This is a genomic window from Streptococcus suis (assembly GCA_002831545.1).
Lineage (GTDB): Bacteria > Bacillota > Bacilli > Lactobacillales > Streptococcaceae > Streptococcus > Streptococcus suis_P.
This window is the reverse complement of record CP025095.1, coordinates 2,099,738-2,116,743: the sequence shown is the minus strand read 5'-3', so window position 1 is coordinate 2,116,743 and position 17,006 is coordinate 2,099,738. Positions and strand designations below refer to the sequence as shown.

The window sequence follows — 17,006 nt, the reverse complement described above, 5'->3', positions numbered from 1 at the left end:
GGAGTAACAGCGTGACAAAGGATACGAATGAAAAAAACACGCAGTCTTCAAGCTTCCGCGATCAAATTTTACGAGATTTGGAAGAATTGAAGGTGAAACGTTTGGCGGAACAATCAGCGGATGTTCTTGTTGATAAGCGTAACGAAATTATCAACGAGCTCCAGCCTAGTCTTGCCGAAGAAAAAGCCCTCCATAGAGAGCCTGAAATTGTAAAAGTAGAAGGTATTGCTTTCCCTGATTCATACTTGCCAGAAGAACAGCAAGAATCAGAAGTGATGACGGAAAGTATTGAAGAGCCAACATCAGAAACTTTGGCTACTCCAGAGACTTTTGTGATTGAAAAAGAAGTCATTTCAAGTCCGGTTCCTCAAGATACGGTGGAGAGGAACTTGGAAGAGCTACGAAACCTTGTGGCGGCTAATACTGTAGAATTTGACGAGGCTCCATCAAGCTCGTTGGTTTCCGAACCAGTTGAGCCTGTCCTTTCAGAGAAGTCTTCTTTGGAAGATACATTTTTGGAATTTCCAACGGAAGATGTATCAGCTGTAACGGGTGATACAGAGGTTATCTCACTAGAGGAAACGATTATAGCTCCAAAGACAACGGCTATTGTTTCAGAAGTAGACAAGCAGATGCAGGAAACACAACCCCGAAGAAGAACAACCCACAGAACAAGCAAGCAACGTCGTAAAAAACAAGATAACGCTGCGAAACGCATTGTCTCTGTTATCATGTCGATTATTGTAGTGGCGGTTCTAGTGACAGGTGTTACTGGTTATATGTGGGTAAAATCTAGTCTGGAACCAGTTAATGCAAAAGCTACAGAAGCTATTCAGGTAGAGATTCCAGAAGGGTCTTCAACTTTAGAAATTGGTAAAATTTTAGTTGATAACAAGTTGATTAAGAATGCTACTATTTTTAATTACTACTCTAAAATTAAGAGTTATAATAATTTCCAAAGTGGTTTTTATAATTTAAAACAAAATATGTCTGTGGATGACATCGCCAAAGCACTTCAAGAAAGTGGCACTCCGACAGCTCAAAAAGAAGCCGCAGGTAAGATTTTGATTGTTGAAGGGTATACACTGACACAAATTGCTCAGGCTATTACAGATAATACCAAGACAGAAGATAAAAATGATAAAACACCATTTACCACAGAACAATTTATGGCTACTGTGACCAACCAAGATTTTATTAATCGAATGGTTGCTACTTATCCAAAATTGTTTGCCAGCTTACCAGCTGCTGATAGTGGAGTTATTTATCAGTTGGAAGGTTACCTCTTCCCAGCGGTTTATGAATACAGCGACGAAACAACTATCGAAGAGCTCGTTGAGCAAATGATTGTCGCGATGGATAATCGTTTACAACCATATTATGAAACGATTGCTGCTAAGAATTTGACTGTAAATGAAGTTCTTACCTTGGCATCTTTGGTTGAAAAAGAAGGTTCTACTGATGAAGATCGTCGAAACATTGCAAGTGTCTTCTTTAACCGCTTGAATGCAGCAATGCCTCTACAATCCAATATTGCAATCTTGTATGCTCAGGGTAAACTTGGTCAAGAAACAACTCTAGCAGAAGATGCAGCGATTGATACATCAATTGAGTCACCATACAATATTTATTGGACACCAGGATTGATGCCTGGACCAGTGGATAGTCCAAGCCTTTCGGCTATCGAGGCAGTGATTAATGCCAACACGACAGACTATCTTTACTTTGTAGCAGATGTTACAACTGGAAGTGTTTACTTTACAAATAATATTGATGAACATAACCAAAACGTTGCTAAGTATGTAAATGCACATCTTAATAATGAGTAAATTCTTACAACAAAATTATGTGGTTTTCCACATAATTTTGTTTTCATGAAAAATAAAAGAAAAGGAAAGACAAATGGCAGAAAAAACATATCCAATGACCTTGGAAGAAAAGGAAAAATTAGAAAAAGAATTAGAGGAACTAAAGCTAGTTCGTCGACCAGAAATTGTTGAACGTATTAAAATTGCTCGTTCTTACGGAGACCTTTCAGAAAACTCTGAGTACGAAGCAGCTAAAGATGAACAGGCTTTTGTTGAAGGTCAAATCTCAACAATCGAAACAAAAATTCGTTATGCTGAAATCGTAAACAGTGATGCAGTTGCTGCAGATGAAGTGGCAATTGGTAAGACTGTGATTGTTCAAGAAGTTGGTGAGACCGAGGAAGAAGTCTATCATATCGTTGGTGCTGCAGGTGCAGATGCCTTTGCAAACAAGATTTCAAATGAAAGCCCAATTGGTCATGCTTTGATTGGTAAAAAAACAGGAGATGTTGCAACAATTGAAACACCTGCTGGTAGTTATGATGTAAAAATCTTGAAGGTTGAAAAAACGAAATAAGGTGTGGAGAGGGTCGAAAGATTCTCTCTTTTTTGCATAAGAAAACAACCATCTGATCGGATGGTTGTTATGTTTTATCTAGACCGTTGTTTACCGGCGTTACGGTTTGATTTCTTAGACGTTTTTTCTTCGATGATAGCAGATGCTTTAGGAGTTACATCCTTGATAGTTGATTTATATGGTTTTGGAGGATTATTTTTAAATTCTTCTTCAACCTTAGCACGGATACGTGGTTTCAAGATGAAGTTTGTAAGAGCTTGTTGAACAAGACCGATAAATCCACCGACTACCCAATATAGTGTAACTCCGGCAGGAGATGACCAGGAGAACATAACGATAAACAGTGGGTTTATAATAGCAACAGTCCGCATTTGTTTTTTCTGTTCTTCATCCATACCAACTTGCATCAATAGAGATTGGATGTAATAAAGGACACCAGCAACGGCAGTAAGAATGATGCTTGGTGAACCAAGGTCAATGCCAAGGAAGGTCGCTTCTGAGATTCCTTCCGTGTAACGAGCTGCGTAGAAGAGTGCCGTAAAGAATGGCATTTGAATCAAGATAGGAAGGCAGCCCATTCCACCAAATACGCTGACACCATATTGTTTTTGAGCAGCAAAGTATTCCTGTTGGGCAGCTAATTGCTCTTCTTGGGAACTTGCATTTTTCATGCGTTCTTGGATTGGACCTAAAATTGGTTTGAGGTAATTCATTTTCTCGGACTGATAGGTTGATTTCCAAGATTGGTAAATACCTAGTGGCATGATGAAGAGACGAACAATCAATGTCACGATGATAATAGCAACGCCGAAACCGAGTCCTTGGTTTTCCGCGAAGAATTTAATCAGGTTTCCCATTGGGGCAACAAGGAAGTTGTAGACCCAACCTTCACCAGTAGGAACACCGTTCTTTGTCTGCACACATCCTGATAGAAATACTAGCGTAGACAGGGCTAGACCTGTTAATAAAATTCGTTTATTCTTTTTCAAAATGATACATTCCTTTTTTACAAGATACATTCTATTTTACTTTTTTTGTTCAAAATATACAAGTTTTATCTATACGCCACCTGAAAATCCTTATAGTCTTCGAAGTTGGCTAGGGTGATATCTAGATAGGTAACTTTGGCCATACGAGAAGGCCCTTTCCGAATTTCATGGATAAAATGGCTGAGCTTCTCAGCATTATCTGACTGAGCTAAAATGGTGACAGTCCCATCATCATTATTCCAAACTCTGCCGTAGATGTCGCCTATTTCCACAGCTAAAAATTGAACAGACCAACGAAAGCCGACTCCTTGCACACGACCAGATGCAATCATTTTTACCTTTCGCATAAGTTTCTCCTTTTGACAAGACATTTACTTTATTATATCATGGTTGGGTAAGACTGTTCAAAAATCAAGATAATTGATTTAGCCGTTGGAAAATTGAAGTTGCTGAGCAGTAAAAGAAAAAGGGGCATTCATGGAGATCATTCGCTCAAAGGCCAATCATTTGGTCAAGCAGGTTAAGAAATTACAACAGAAAAAATACCGTACTTCTTCTTATTTGATTGAAGGTTGGCATTTGTTGGAGGAGGCTTTGGCAGCCAAAGTACCTATTGAACATATCTTGGTATCAGAAGAACATGTTCATCGGGTTGCTGGCTTATCCAATGTAACAGTTGTCAGTTCAGATATTATGCAGGACTTGGCAGACTCACGGACACCGCAAGGGGTAGTAGCTCAACTTGCTTTGCCGAGCCAACTTCTACCTGAGACTTTAGATGGAAAATTTTTGGTTCTGGAAGATGTGCAGGACCCTGGAAATGTTGGTACCATGATTCGTACAGCTGATGCAGCTGGTTTTGATGGAGTATTTCTATCGGATAAGTCGGCAGATATTTACAATATGAAAGTTCTGCGTTCCATGCAAGGGAGTCATTTCCACTTGCCAGTTTATCGGATGCCGATGACTGCTATTTTTTCTGCTTTAAAAAGCAATCAGCTACAAATCTTGGCAACAACCCTCTCTAGTCAGTCGGTTGACTATAAGGAAGTTACGCCAAATCCGAGTTTTGCCTTGGTCATGGGAAATGAAGGTCAAGGAATTTCAACTTTTGTAGCCGATGAGGCGGATCAACTTGTCCATATTACCATGCCAGGGCAGGCGGAAAGCCTCAATGTAGCAATTGCGGCGGGTATTCTATTGTTTAGCTTTATTTAAGCCAATTGTACTATAGTGTGGTATAATATTCCAACGAGGTTAACGAATGGTTGCATATAAACAAGATAAAGAATACATGCATTACGTGGGGCACTTGATTGCCACACCCAAGGTGCAAAAATTGGGGAAGATTCCTCATCATTATCACTCCACGCGCTTGGAACATTCCATCAATGTCTCTTATACAAGCTATAAGATTGCGAAAAAATTTGGTTGGGATGCCAAGTCAACAGCTCGTGGTGGTCTATTGCATGATTTATTCTTCTATGATTGGAGAGATACCAAATTCAACAAGAGCCATGCTTGGGTTCATCCACGAATTGCTAAACGCAATGCTCAGAAACTCATTCAACTCAATAAACTAGAAGAAGACATCATTGTGAAGCATATGTTTGGTGCGACAATCGCTCCTCCTCGCTACAAGGAATCCTGGATTGTGACATGTGTAGATAAGTATTGGGCTGTGAGAGAGTGGAGTCTGCCCTTACAACACAAGTGGAAAAATCGTAAGGTCTTCCGTTTTCAATAAGATGATTTAAGGAGAATAGTATGAATAACGATTCATTTATTATTAATCAGGTGGATAATACCGCCCTCAACCGTTTCTTCGGTAAAATTTATGGTGTGGTTGCCATGGGAATTGGTCTATCAGCTTTAGTTTCTTTCTTGGCTGTGACCGTCTTTCAATCTTTATTGCTTAGTCTGCTGAGTGCAGGTTCCATCATCATGATGCTGATTATGATTGGTCAGATTGCCTTGGTTGTTTCTGCTTCAGCAATGGCAGCTAAAAATAGCCCGATGGCTCTACCAATGTTTCTTGCCTACTCAGTAACAAATGGGATTACCATCAGCATGATCTTGATGTTCTATACTAGCGAAACAGTTGTACTCGCCTTCGTGTCAGCGGCTCTTATGTTTGCTATCATGGCTGTGATTGGGATGACAACGAAGAAGGATCTTTCTGGTATGGCCCAGGCATTGCGTGCAGCTCTATGGGGAATTATTATTGCAAGTGTTGTTAATATCTTCCTTCGTAGCTCTGGTCTAAGCTTTATGATGTCTATCATTTCTGTTTTGGTATTCTCAGGTTTGATTGCTTATGATAACCAACGTATCCGCAATGTTTTCGAACAAACTGGTGGTAATGTTGGCCAAGGTTGGGTCGTATCCATGGCGCTTCAGCTCTATCTTGACTTCATCAACCTCTTCCTCAACCTACTCCGTATCTTTGGTGGTTTGAGTAGAGACTAATTATGACATATAAAAAAGAGGGTTGCCCTCTTTTTTTATATGTCGTTTGTTATGCTAGAGCTCCCATTGGATCCCATGGGGCAAGGACTTGTGGTTGAGCTTGATAAGCTGCTAATTCTTCTTGTGTGAGGAATTCTTTTCGGACAACAATCTGATAAGTGTACTCGTCCATCCAGCTATCTGATGCGACGAAGTATCCCTTGTCACCAACCTTGTCACCCCAAGAGTTTTCTACTTTCCATTTGAGAGGTAGCTCATTGTCATCTAAATCAACACCAGTTAAGACCATAGCGTGGGTCATCAAGCTTTCGGAGTAGTCTAATCTTCCAGCCTTGTCTTGATGGAAATGGATACCCAGACCTGAAGAGAAGTCGTAGGTGTTGGTTGCCATAATACCAGTTTGACGGTTGCTGCTTTGACCGACATCGGAACCAAACCAAACGGACTCACCAGCTTTGAGTTGGGCAATAGCTAGTTTTTTAAAACGGTTCATTTCTACATTGAGGTAGCGGACAGCAGGGGCGCCAACGACGTTCCCCAACAATTCGACTGTATAAGATTTATTGTAGGGTTTGTCAGTTGTAGGAGCATTGATAATGGAGACATAGTCAGATAGTTTCAAACCAACGTATTTCTCGTAGAATGCCTGAGGTGTCACATTTGTATCGCGGTGATAAACATTGTCTTTATCTCTATATGCAAAATCAAAGCTGCGTGGAGGGAGTCCAAGGTTGACGGCTAGGAAGTTAAAAATTTCTTGAAGCAAGTTTTCTTTTTGTGTTTGAACCTCTTCCGGAGAAGCTCCTTTTGCAAGGAGGTCCCGCAAGATTTGTGCATCTTGACGGAGCAATTTGTTAAGGTACTGATTGAGCTCACGGCTGGCACTGGATGAGATAGATTCTGGATAGACGGATTTCGGTACCACACCATATTTTTCAAATAGGGCAACAACCATATCCCATTGACCGCCATCTTGTTGAGGGGTATCCAATAAGAATTTTACCTTACGACTACCAATTTCTTGGTCAGCTGTGGCAATGATTTGTTCGAGGAACCAGTTGGATTTTTCATATTTATCCCAAAAGAAGGTATGGGCCTGTGATAGCTCAAAATTCTCCAGTTTGAAGTCAGAGATGAGTTTGTGGCGGAAGGTGTTTAATGCAGCAAACATCCAGCAACGTCCAGAAGCCTTTTGGTTTGAAACAGCGTCCTTGGTCAAGTCAATTGAAAAGACATAGTCATTGTCGATGGCGCTTTGGCGTGTTTCTAAGGATTTCAAAAGTCCGTTGTGGCTAACGGCATTTTCGGTTGCCTGTAGGCTGGGATTAGCTAGATAGTTGGCATACAAGCGTTCTGTAAAATCAAAATCTAATGTTGACATATATTACTCCTTTTTTAATGATAATCACATTATAGCGCTAGAAATTTATTTTGCAAGTATTTGGTGGAGTTGAAGGCTACAGTTCCTCACATATTTGTGATATAATAAGAAAAATATTTGATGAGGTAGAGATATGACCAAGACACCATTTGTTAGTAAAGAAGTTTTAGAAACCATTACGGAGCAATTTCCGACACCATTCCATTTGTATGATGAAAAAGGTATTCGTGAGAAGGCTCGTGCCCTTAATGCAGCTTTTTCTTGGAACAAAGGCTTTAAGGAATATTTTGCGGTCAAGGCGACTCCAACTCCAGCTATTTTAAAAATTCTTCAGGAAGAGGGCTGTGGGGTGGATTGTGCCACCGATGTGGAAGTGCTCATGAGTGAAAAATTGGGCTTTAAGGACATCATGTTCACATCCAATGATACCCAAGCGCAAGAGTTTGTCTATGCTCGAAAAGTTGGGGCGACCATTAACCTTGATGCATACGAACACATTGAGTTTTTGAAAAATGTTGCTGGGATTCCAGAAACGGTCTGTCTCCGTTACAATCCTGGAGGAATCTTCTCGCTGGGAACGGATATTATGGACCACCCAGAAGAGTCTAAGTTTGGGATGACCAAGGACCAGCTCATGAAGGGCTACAAGGAATTAAAAGAACTAGGTGTAAAGCAGTTTGGTATTCATGCCTTTCTAGCTTCGAATACAGTAACCAATGACTACTATCCTGTCTTAGCTCGTCAACTCTTTGAATTGGCCTTGGAAATTCGTGAGGAAACAGGTGTGACCTTGGACTTCATCAACCTATCAGGTGGGATTGGAGTCAACTATCGTCCTGAGCAAGAACCAAACGACATTGCTGTCATTGGTGAGGGTGTTCGTAAGGTTTACGAGGAAATTCTCACGCCAGCTGGTATGGGACAGGTCAAAATCTTTACGGAACTTGGTCGCTTTATGTTGGCACCACATGGTCACTTGATTACCAAAGTGCTTCATCGTAAGGAAACCTATCGGACCTATATCGGTGTCGATGCATCGGCAGCCAACCTCATGCGCCCTGCGTTCTATGGGGCCTACCACCATATCACTAATATCACGCGCCCAGATGCCCCAATCGAAGTGGTGGATGTGGCAGGTTCCCTCTGTGAAAACAACGACAAGTTTGCGGTTAATCGTGAATTACCACGGGCAGAAGTAGGAGACACCTTGGTCATTCATGACAGTGGTGCCCACGGCTTCTCCATGGGCTACAACTACAACGGTCGTCTGCGTTCTTCTGAAATTCTTTTGCAGGAAGATGGCACAGCGCGTATGATTCGTCGTGCTGAAACACCAGAGGATTATTTCGCGACCATTTACGGTTTTGATTTTGACAGGTAAGTCTTGGAAAAGCCTTCTGAATTTGGTATAATAGAAGCAGTTATGTAGAAATAAAGATTTGAGGAGATTGATATGCAATTAGGTATCGGTTTAGTAATTGTTTTGGTGCTTGTGGCATTTGCAGGTGGTGTAGCCTTGGGTATTTACTTGTCTCGCAAACAAGTGGAAAACTATATTGCTGATAAGCCAGTTTTGGATGAAAATGCTTTGCGCTTGATGATGAGTCAAATGGGGCAAAAACCAAGCGAAGCAAAAGTACAACAAGTACTTCGCCAAATCAAGAGCCAACAAAAAGTGGCAAGCAAGAAAAAATAATCAAACTGGGACTGGGATATTCATTCCCAGATCCCATTTTTTGAGTAGAAAAGAAAGGCTAGTCAGATTTTCTGGCTATTCTCAGTATTATGGATAATCGACCAATAGGTTTTTTAGATTCAGGTGTGGGGGGATTAACGGTTGCGCGTGAGTTAATGCGCCAGCTTCCCCATGAAGAAATCGTTTATATCGGAGATTCGGCACGGGCACCTTATGGACCACGTCCAGCGGAACAAATCAGAGAATATACTTGGCAGTTGGTCAATTTCCTTTTGACAAAAAATGTAAAAATGATTGTCTTTGCCTGCAATACGGCAACAGCGGTAGCCTGGGAAGAAGTCAAGGAAAAGTTGGATATTCCTGTTTTGGGTGTTATTTTACCAGGTGCATCGGCAGCTATTAAGGCAACGCAAACTGGTAAGGTTGGTGTCTTAGGAACGGCTATGACCATTCAATCAGATATTTATCGACAAAAGATTCAGGCCCTTTCTCCAGAAACGCAGGTAGACAGCCTAGCCTGTCCCAAATTTGCCCCTCTGGTTGAGTCCAATAGCCACCAATCCAGTCTTGCCAAAAAGGTTGTTTATGAGACACTTCGACCACTCGTTGGGAAAGTGGACACCTTGGTCTTGGGATGTACCCATTATCCCCTACTTCGCCCCATCATCCAGAATGCCATGGGCAAGGATGTCAAGTTGATTGACAGTGGGGCAGAGTGCGCGCGAGATATTTCTGTTTTATTAAATTATTTTCAAATCAACCGCAGCCGTACCGAAAAGGATATTCAGCACAGATTTTACACAACAGCTAGTCCGGCAGCTTTTAAAGAAATAGCTGAAAGCTGGATGGGCATTGATATTCATGTGGAGCATGTAGAACTATGACAGACAAGATATACGAATACAGAGATGAACACAATTGGTTTATCGGAAAAGCCAGCTTTGCCAATCTATTTGGTTCATTTGGTGAAAATGGCAGAGAGCAGGAAATTTACCAGATTGGTCAATTGTTTGACAAACTGATTGCAGGTAATTATGATGATGAGAACTTTAACCAGTGTGTCAAAATTGAAGTGATTAAACTTCAGTCGGACTTTGCCCTCTTCCAATTTGCCTGTGGTATTTTGAATGAGTTAAACAATCGCCAGTTCAAAGTTCTCCAACATCAAGGGGCTATTCTGGTAACAGAGAATGACAAACTTCTCTTGGTTCATCTGCCCCAAGCAGGGGTAAGCATGGCAGATTTCTTCGGTCAAGACAAGGGATTGGCAAGTGTAGGAGATAGCATCTTGATTGCTACAAAAAATGAAGGTAAGACCAAGGAATTCCGTAAGTTTTTTGAGCGTTTTGGCTACCAGGTCGAGAACCTCAACAACTATCCTGATCTGCCAGATGTAGCAGAAACAGGTATGACTTTTGAGGAAAATGCACGCTTGAAGGCTGAAACCATAGCAGAGCTGACAGGCAAGATGGTCTTGGCAGATGATTCTGGTTTGAAGGTTGATGCTTTAGGTGGTTTGCCAGGAGTTTGGTCTGCTCGTTTTTCAGGCCCAGATGCCACAGATGAGCTCAATAATGCCAAACTCTTGCATGAGTTAGCCATGGTATTTGAACTGAAAGATCGTTCGGCGCAATTCCATTGTACTCTGGTCATGGCTGCTCCAAATCGTGATAGTTTGGTTGTCGAAGCGGACTGGGAAGGCTTTATCGGTATGGACCTCCGTGGGGAAAATGGGTTTGGATATGATCCACTTTTCCTCGTAGGTGAAACAGGTAAGACCTCGGCAGAATTAACCCTAGAAGAAAAAAATAAGATTTCCCACCGTGCACAAGCACTAGAAAAATTAGTGGAGGCATTTCCAGTATGGCAGGAGCAAGCAAAACAATCCTAGTCATGAGTGATTCTCATGGGGATAGACAGATTGTAGAAGAGATTAAAAACCACTATCTTGGCAAGGTCGATGCTATCTTTCACAATGGTGATTCGGAGCTGGATAGTCAAGATAGTGTGTGGGACGGCATTCAAGTGGTCAATGGGAACTGCGACTATTTTGGTGGTTGCCCTGACCAGCTCATTACTCAATTGGACGGTGTGACTATCGCTCAGACTCATGGTCATCTTTATGGTATTAATTACGGCTGGCAGCGGTTGGATTATTGGGCACAGGAAGTTGATGCGGATATTTGTTTGTATGGGCATCTGCATGTGCCTGATGCCGAAGTGCGTGGCAAGACCCTCTTTCTTAATCCAGGCTCCGTTAGTCAACCTCGTGGTTTGGTCAGAGAATGTCTCTATGCTCTTGTGACCATCTATGATGATCACTTCCATGTGGATTACTACAATCGACAGCACCAACTTTACCCAGCATTGACAAAGGATATTTCAAGATGATTGCAAGAGAATTTGAAGCCTTTTTATTGGACCAGGAAGAAACTTTCTTGACACCAGCGGATAAATTGGCAGTAATTATTGATACACATAATATTGACCATGCAAAACTGTTACTCAGTCACATGACCTATTCACGCGTACCCGTGGTAACAGAAGATGGTCTTTTCTTCGGCACCATTGGCTTGACAGAAATCATTAAATATCAAGCTGAAAATGAACTATCGGATGATGAGTTAAACAGAGATATTTCTGTGATTGTAAAGACAGATGAAGAGACTGTTGGTCTGGATTATGATTTGACAGAAGTGATGCGCAAGCTAGTAGATCAATCTTTCTTACCCGTCCTTGGGGAAAATAGAGAATTTATGGGAATCATTACCCGCAAATCCATTCTCAAAGCCATTAATGCTCTCTTGCATAATTTCCCCCTAGCATCAAAAGAAGGCAAGAAATGAAGCAGGCGATTGAATCTTTTATCCAGAGCAAAAAGGTCAGTGTCAACAGCCAAAAGTCCTATACCTATGACCTGCAGCAGTTTGTGACGGTAACAAAGGGGGAGATTAGCCAACAGTCTCTTTTGGTCTATCAGCAGTCTCTTCTAGACTTGAAACCTGCTGCTCAGAAAAGAAAGATGTCAGCGGTCAATCAATTTCTCTACTTTCTTTATGAAAATAATCTCCTGGATCGTTTTTATAAATTACAAACGATGTCAGGTCCAGCAAGCGTCAAAAAGAAACTGGAGCGTGAGGATTTAACTCTCCTCTTTCAAGAAAGTCCTTGGCTTGATGGGCAACTGATTGCTCTTTTGATTGCCTTACTAGGGCTGACTCCTAGTGAAATAGCAGAGCTGACTAGTCAGCAGGTCAATCTGGATTTTCAAGTCCTGACAGTTGAGAAGGGAGGAGCCAAGCGGGTGCTCACTCTGCCCAAGGAATTGATACCCTATATGGGGTCTCATCTGTCTGGACGCTATGTCTTCGATAAGAAGGGACAGACCTATTCTCGTCAATGGTTTTTTAATCGTCTGACAGAATTTGTCCAGTCCATCGGCAAGCCTGATTGGACAGCCCAAAAATTACGGGAGCAGTATATTCTAAAACAGATAGACGAAGGAAAATCCTTGGACCAAATCGCCAAGCAGTTGGGACTGAAAACAAGCATGAGTTTGGAAAAATTTAGATAATGGATATAAAATTAAAAGATTTTGAAGGGCCACTTGATCTCCTGCTACACCTGGTGTCCAAGTATCAAGTAGATATTTACGAGGTTCCGATTACAGAGGTTATTGAGCAATATTTGGCCTACATTGCTACCTTGCAAGCCATGCGTTTAGAGGTAGCGGGAGAATATATGCTCATGGCTAGTCAATTGATGGTTATCAAAAGTCGTCGGTTATTGCCGAAGGTTGTTGAGCAAATTGATCCCGAAGATGATCCTGAAATGGACCTCTTGGACCAGTTGGAAGAATACCGCAAGTTCAAACTTCTCAGTGAGAAATTAGGAGAGCAACATGATGAACGGGCGAACTATTTTTCAAAACCCAAATTAGATTTGATTTATGATGATGTACAGTTAGCCAAGGATAAGACCGTCATTGACATTTTCCTAGCTTTTTCTAAAGTAATGGCTGAAAAACAGGCAAGCCTCCGTCAGTCTCATGCGACCATTGCCCGTGATGAATATAAAATCGAAGACATGATGGACTTTGTTCGTAGTCGTTTTGAGGCTAACCCTCGTATTGAACTGCGTCAGCTTTTTCAGGAGAGCCAGGATATCAATGAAGTGATTACCATTTTTCTTGCCACCTTGGAGTTGGTCAAGGTTCATGAAATCGTCTTGGAGCAGACAGAGACTTTTGGAGATATTTATCTAGTAAGGAGTGAAGATGAATCGCTTAGCTGAAATCGAAGTCCTGCTCTTTGTGGCAGGTGAGGATGGCTTGACTTTACGAAATTTGGCAGAGATGTTGGAAATGCAGCCGACAGCTGTCAGCCAGCAGTTAGAGAAACTTAGTGAGAAATATATGGCAGACAAAGCCTCAGGCTTAGCCATCTTAGAGTCTTCCAATCGCTACAAGTTGGTTACTAAAAAAGAATATGCAAACCTTTTGCGAATCTATGCCAAAACACCAATCAATCAGACTATGTCACGGGCTCTTTTGGAAACCTTATCAATCGTAGCCTATAAGCAACCCATTACTCGGATTGAAGTTGATGATATTCGCGGAGTCAATTCCAGTGGTGCCATCAGTAAATTACAGGCCTTTGACCTCATTCGTGAGAACGGTAAGAAAGAGGTGCTTGGCAGGCCCAATCTCTATGTGACAACGGATTATTTTCTGGATTACATGGGTATTAACAGTCTAGAAGAATTGCCAGATGTGTCTGAAATCGACTTGGTGGAGCAAGAAACCGAGCTATTCGTAGAAAGAAATGAGTTAGAAAATGAGAATTAATAAATACATTGCCCATGCTGGAGTTGCCAGTCGTCGTAAGGCAGAAGAATTGATAAAACAAGGCCTAGTAACTGTAAATAGTCAAGTTGTCCGTGAGTTGGCAACTACTATTAAGTCTGGAGATATTGTGGAAGTCGAAGGACAACCAATTTATAACGAAGAGAAGGTCTACTATCTCCTCAATAAGCCACGTGGTGTCATTTCTAGTGTGTCAGACGACAAGGGACGAAAGACTGTCGTGGACTTGTTGCCAACAGTTAAGGAGCGGATTTATCCTGTAGGACGTCTGGACTGGGATACATCTGGGGTCTTGATTTTGACCAATGACGGTGATTTTACAGACGAGATGATTCACCCACGAAATGAGATTGATAAGGTTTACTTGGCGCGTGTCAAAGGGGTTGCCAACAAGGAAGTTTTGCGTCCTTTGACCCGTGGTGTTGTCATTGATGGCAAAAAGACCAAGCCTGCGGTGTACGAGATTATCAAGGTGGATCCTGTTAAGAACCGCTCAGTTGTAGAATTAACAATCCATGAAGGTCGAAACCACCAGGTTAAGAAGATGTTTGAGGCTGTCGGCTTGCAGGTAGATAAGCTGTCTCGTACTCGCTTTGGTAATCTTGACTTGACCGGCCTACGTCCAGGAGAATACCGCAAGCTCAACAAGAAAGACATCAGCAAACTACATACCCTGGCTGTTACTAAGCCAGTTAAAAAATAATGACAAGACTCTTGATCGGCTTGGTCCGATTCTATCAGAAATTTATTTCCCCCCTTTTTCCGCCCTCTTGTCGCTACCGTCCAACTTGTTCCACTTATATGATCGAGGCCTTGCAAAAACATGGACTCAAGGGCTTTTTGATGGGGTTGGCTCGAATTGGTCGCTGTCATCCCTTTGTGGAAGGTGGGGAAGATCCTGTGCCGGACAGGTTTAGTTTGAAAAGAAATAAGCAGAAGTAGGGCAACCTACTTTTTGTTTTGTATAAATATAGGTTTTTAGGTTGCCTTTAGTACTCTCTCAAAAGGTTTGGGGAACCTTTTAAGGCCTGGAGATAGGGCGAAGCAAGTTCGCCTCAATATTAACAGTCCACTGGACTGTTATAGCCAATCAATCACTGCGCTCAGATGTTGACACGAACTCTGTGAAGCTAGGTTGGTCTTTTTGCCCAGCCTCCGCTCGTCGAAGGAATCAAAGATAAACCAAATGACTCTCCGTTTTGTTACAGACAAGACTATACTTATCCGAGTTCATTGAGTATTGGGCTTAGTGGATTATCATAAAAAATGAAGAAGCAATAGTGGCTGAAGAGGTACTCTTTTTTACCTCTATTCGCTGCTATTTTTAGTTAAAATGGAAAAAAGTGAGAATACTCAAAGGCGAATATTGTTGGTAAGATAGTTGCATATTTATGCTAAATCGTGCTATACTATTCAAAATAAATAAATGGGGTAGGGATATGAAAAGAATGAAAAACATCGCTTTAACTGGTATCGGTCTGCTTTCTATTGCAACGTTAACAGCTTGTCAAACTAAAGAAAAGACGAGCGATGTTGCTCTGACATTTAAATCAGAAGTGACACACGAAGGACAAACTATTGAAGGCGGAAGTCTCAAATATGCCTTGGTAGCTTCGGCGCCTTCGACCGGTATCTTAATTGATGAATTATCGCAGACGGCGGTAGACTCAACCTTTGCAGGCATGGTTGATATTTCTATGTTTGGATATGATTCAGCTCGTACGTTAGACGATTCAGGCCTTGCTAAGGCAGAGTTTGATGTAGATGCAAAGACAGTTACCGTTAGTTTGACAGGCAAGGACTATAAGTGGTCCGATGGGCAAGCCTTCACCATCGATGATTATATTTTCACAATCGAACAACTAGCTAGTCCAGACTATACAGGGGTTCGTGCAGATACTACCTATACAAATATCATTGGCTTTGAAGAATTTCAGGCTGGAACAGCAAGTGAAATTTCAGGTGTTAGGAAGGTTGATGATTATACGGTAGTCCTCTCAGTGAAAGACATGTCTCCATCCATGATGTATGCTGGTGGTGGAGTACCTTATTTAGTCATGCCGAAACACATTTTTAAAGACATTGCAGTCAAAGATTGGGAATCAAGTGAGTATTCTCGTACGGCAAAAGTTGTCGGTATGGGCCCTTATAAGGTCAAGGAAATTGTCAATGGCGAGTCGGTGACCTATGTACCAAATGAGTACTACTTTAAAGGGAAAGTTAAGCTAGATAGTTACAGGATTGATATTGTTTCACCAGATACGATTGTTGCAGAAATGAGAGCAGGCAATTATGATATTGCTGATATGCCAACAGACCAGTACGAATCTTATAAGGACTTATCTAATATTACTTTACTAGGTAGTCTGGATGGTATTTACAATTATATTGGCTTCAATCTTGGTAAGTACGATGATGCTAGTGGTAAGAATGTGACCGATCCTAATGCTAAGATGAATAATGTTAAATTGCGTCAAGCAATGGGATATGCGTTGGACAATGCGGTGATTGGAGAGAAATTATATAACGGCTTGTATCACCCGACAAACTCACTAATTATCTCTTTCTTTGGAGATGTTCACGATTCAGAACTAGCTGGCTATAGTTATAACCCTGAAAAGGCTAAAAAACTTCTCGATGAGGCAGGATATAAAGACGTAGATGGAGACGGTATGCGTGAAGATGCTGATGGAAAACCACTTACCATCAGTGTTGCAGCACAGAAATCAACCGAAACGCAAGAAACCATGGTACAGCAATACCTTACATGGTGGAAAGAAATTGGTTTGAATGTGGAACTTTATACAGGAAGAACAATTGAGTACAATACTTTCTATGAATCAATTGCTGCCAATGATGAGGGGATTGATGTCTATCTTGCTGCTTGGATTGCCGGCCTAGATCCAGACCCGACATCATTGTGGGGACCGGAAGCGATGTACAACTATACTCGCTTCGTTTCAGATGAAAACACAGTACTTTTAAATAAAATTACCTCTGCTGAGTCATTTGACGAACAAAAAAATATTGAAAACTACAAAGCTTGGCAAGAATATGCCTTCGAACAAGCCTTTGCAATTCCAACCTTTGAACGTGAAAGTATTACTGCCGTTAACAAACGCGTTAAATATTACGACGTTTATATCGGTTCGGACAGTAAATCAGGACATGAAAATCTTGAGTTGACTGCGGAAAAAGGGATTGCAGCAGAATAAATGTAAG

Annotated in this window: 20 protein-coding genes; 17 read left to right on the top strand and 3 right to left on the bottom strand. The window is 41.5% G+C overall.

Features of this window, described 5'->3' with window-relative positions:
• Positions 1-11: 11 nt before the first annotated feature.
• A complete protein-coding gene (locus tag CWM22_10455; protein AUC92289.1) occupies positions 12-1,829 on the top strand; it encodes an endolytic transglycosylase MltG in 1,818 nt (605 codons plus the stop codon).
• A gap of 73 nt (positions 1,830-1,902) precedes the next feature.
• On the top strand, positions 1,903-2,385 hold the full coding sequence (locus CWM22_10450; GenBank protein ID AUC92288.1) for a transcription elongation factor GreA: 483 nt from the start codon (positions 1,903-1,905) through the stop codon (positions 2,383-2,385).
• A 74-nt stretch (positions 2,386-2,459) separates the two neighbouring features.
• On the opposite strand, the gene CWM22_10445 is transcribed toward CWM22_10450, so the two are convergent.
• Positions 2,460-3,404: a membrane protein insertase YidC gene (locus CWM22_10445; GenBank protein ID AUC92287.1), complete on the bottom strand. Its 945-nt coding sequence runs from the start codon at positions 3,402-3,404 to the stop codon at positions 2,460-2,462.
• A gap of 35 nt (positions 3,405-3,439) precedes the next feature.
• The gene (locus CWM22_10440; protein AUC92286.1) at positions 3,440-3,721 is read right to left on the bottom strand and encodes an acylphosphatase; all 282 of its coding nucleotides are present in this window, start codon (positions 3,719-3,721) and stop codon (positions 3,440-3,442) included.
• 130 nt (positions 3,722-3,851) lie between these two features.
• Between CWM22_10440 and CWM22_10435 the strand changes: the two genes are divergently transcribed.
• The 3 genes from CWM22_10435 to CWM22_10425 are packed head-to-tail and all read left to right on the top strand — an operon-like array spanning position 3,852 to position 5,843.
• Positions 3,852-4,592: an RNA methyltransferase gene (locus CWM22_10435; GenBank protein AUC92285.1), complete on the top strand. Its 741-nt coding sequence runs from the start codon at positions 3,852-3,854 to the stop codon at positions 4,590-4,592.
• Positions 4,593-4,638: 46 nt separating this feature from the next.
• Positions 4,639-5,121, top strand: a complete 483-nt coding sequence (locus CWM22_10430) for an HAD family hydrolase (GenBank protein AUC92284.1) — start codon at positions 4,639-4,641, stop codon at positions 5,119-5,121.
• Positions 5,122-5,141: 20 nt separating this feature from the next.
• A complete protein-coding gene (locus CWM22_10425) occupies positions 5,142-5,843 on the top strand; it encodes a BAX inhibitor (BI)-1/YccA family protein (protein ID AUC92283.1) in 702 nt (233 codons plus the stop codon).
• 49 nt (positions 5,844-5,892) lie between these two features.
• Here the strand turns inward: CWM22_10425 and pepC are convergent, their stop codons facing one another.
• On the bottom strand, positions 5,893-7,224 hold the full coding sequence (gene pepC / locus CWM22_10420) for an aminopeptidase C (GenBank protein AUC92282.1): 1,332 nt from the start codon (positions 7,222-7,224) through the stop codon (positions 5,893-5,895).
• Positions 7,225-7,357: 133 nt separating this feature from the next.
• Between pepC and CWM22_10415 the strand changes: the two genes are divergently transcribed.
• From CWM22_10415 to CWM22_10360, 12 genes are all read left to right on the top strand, one after another.
• The gene (locus CWM22_10415; protein AUC92281.1) at positions 7,358-8,605 is read left to right on the top strand and encodes a diaminopimelate decarboxylase; all 1,248 of its coding nucleotides are present in this window, start codon (positions 7,358-7,360) and stop codon (positions 8,603-8,605) included.
• A gap of 72 nt (positions 8,606-8,677) precedes the next feature.
• Positions 8,678-8,920, top strand: coding sequence for a hypothetical protein (locus CWM22_10410; protein ID AUC92280.1), 243 nt, complete (start codon positions 8,678-8,680; stop codon positions 8,918-8,920).
• Positions 8,921-9,009: 89 nt separating this feature from the next.
• Positions 9,010-9,804: a glutamate racemase gene (locus CWM22_10405; protein ID AUC92279.1), complete on the top strand. Its 795-nt coding sequence runs from the start codon at positions 9,010-9,012 to the stop codon at positions 9,802-9,804.
• Positions 9,801-10,811, top strand: a complete 1,011-nt coding sequence (locus CWM22_10400; protein ID AUC92278.1) for a nucleoside-triphosphate diphosphatase — start codon at positions 9,801-9,803, stop codon at positions 10,809-10,811. Before CWM22_10405 ends, CWM22_10400 begins: the two co-directional genes overlap by 4 nt.
• Positions 10,784-11,311: a metallophosphoesterase gene (locus CWM22_10395; protein AUC92277.1), complete on the top strand. Its 528-nt coding sequence runs from the start codon at positions 10,784-10,786 to the stop codon at positions 11,309-11,311. Before CWM22_10400 ends, CWM22_10395 begins: the two co-directional genes overlap by 28 nt.
• Entirely contained in the window at positions 11,308-11,766 is a 459-nt protein-coding gene (locus CWM22_10390; protein ID AUC92276.1) for a CBS domain-containing protein, read from the top strand. Before CWM22_10395 ends, CWM22_10390 begins: the two co-directional genes overlap by 4 nt.
• A complete protein-coding gene (locus tag CWM22_10385; GenBank protein AUC92275.1) occupies positions 11,763-12,494 on the top strand; it encodes a site-specific tyrosine recombinase XerD in 732 nt (243 codons plus the stop codon). Before CWM22_10390 ends, CWM22_10385 begins: the two co-directional genes overlap by 4 nt.
• Entirely contained in the window at positions 12,494-13,213 is a 720-nt protein-coding gene (locus CWM22_10380) for a segregation/condensation protein A (GenBank protein AUC92274.1), read from the top strand. Before CWM22_10385 ends, CWM22_10380 begins: the two co-directional genes overlap by 1 nt.
• Entirely contained in the window at positions 13,197-13,766 is a 570-nt protein-coding gene (scpB, locus tag CWM22_10375) for a segregation/condensation protein B (protein ID AUC92273.1), read from the top strand. The genes CWM22_10380 and scpB overlap by 17 nt, the downstream gene beginning before the upstream one ends.
• Entirely contained in the window at positions 13,756-14,487 is a 732-nt protein-coding gene (locus tag CWM22_10370) for an rRNA pseudouridine synthase (GenBank protein ID AUC92272.1), read from the top strand. The genes scpB and CWM22_10370 overlap by 11 nt, the downstream gene beginning before the upstream one ends.
• Complete coding sequence (locus tag CWM22_10365) at positions 14,487-14,726, top strand: membrane protein insertion efficiency factor YidD (protein ID AUC92271.1); 240 nt, start codon at positions 14,487-14,489, stop codon at positions 14,724-14,726. Before CWM22_10370 ends, CWM22_10365 begins: the two co-directional genes overlap by 1 nt.
• Positions 14,727-15,175: 449 nt before the next feature.
• Positions 15,176-16,999: an oligopeptide ABC transporter substrate-binding protein gene (locus CWM22_10360; protein AUC92270.1), complete on the top strand. Its 1,824-nt coding sequence runs from the start codon at positions 15,176-15,178 to the stop codon at positions 16,997-16,999.
• The last annotated feature ends 7 nt before the right edge of the window (positions 17,000-17,006 follow it).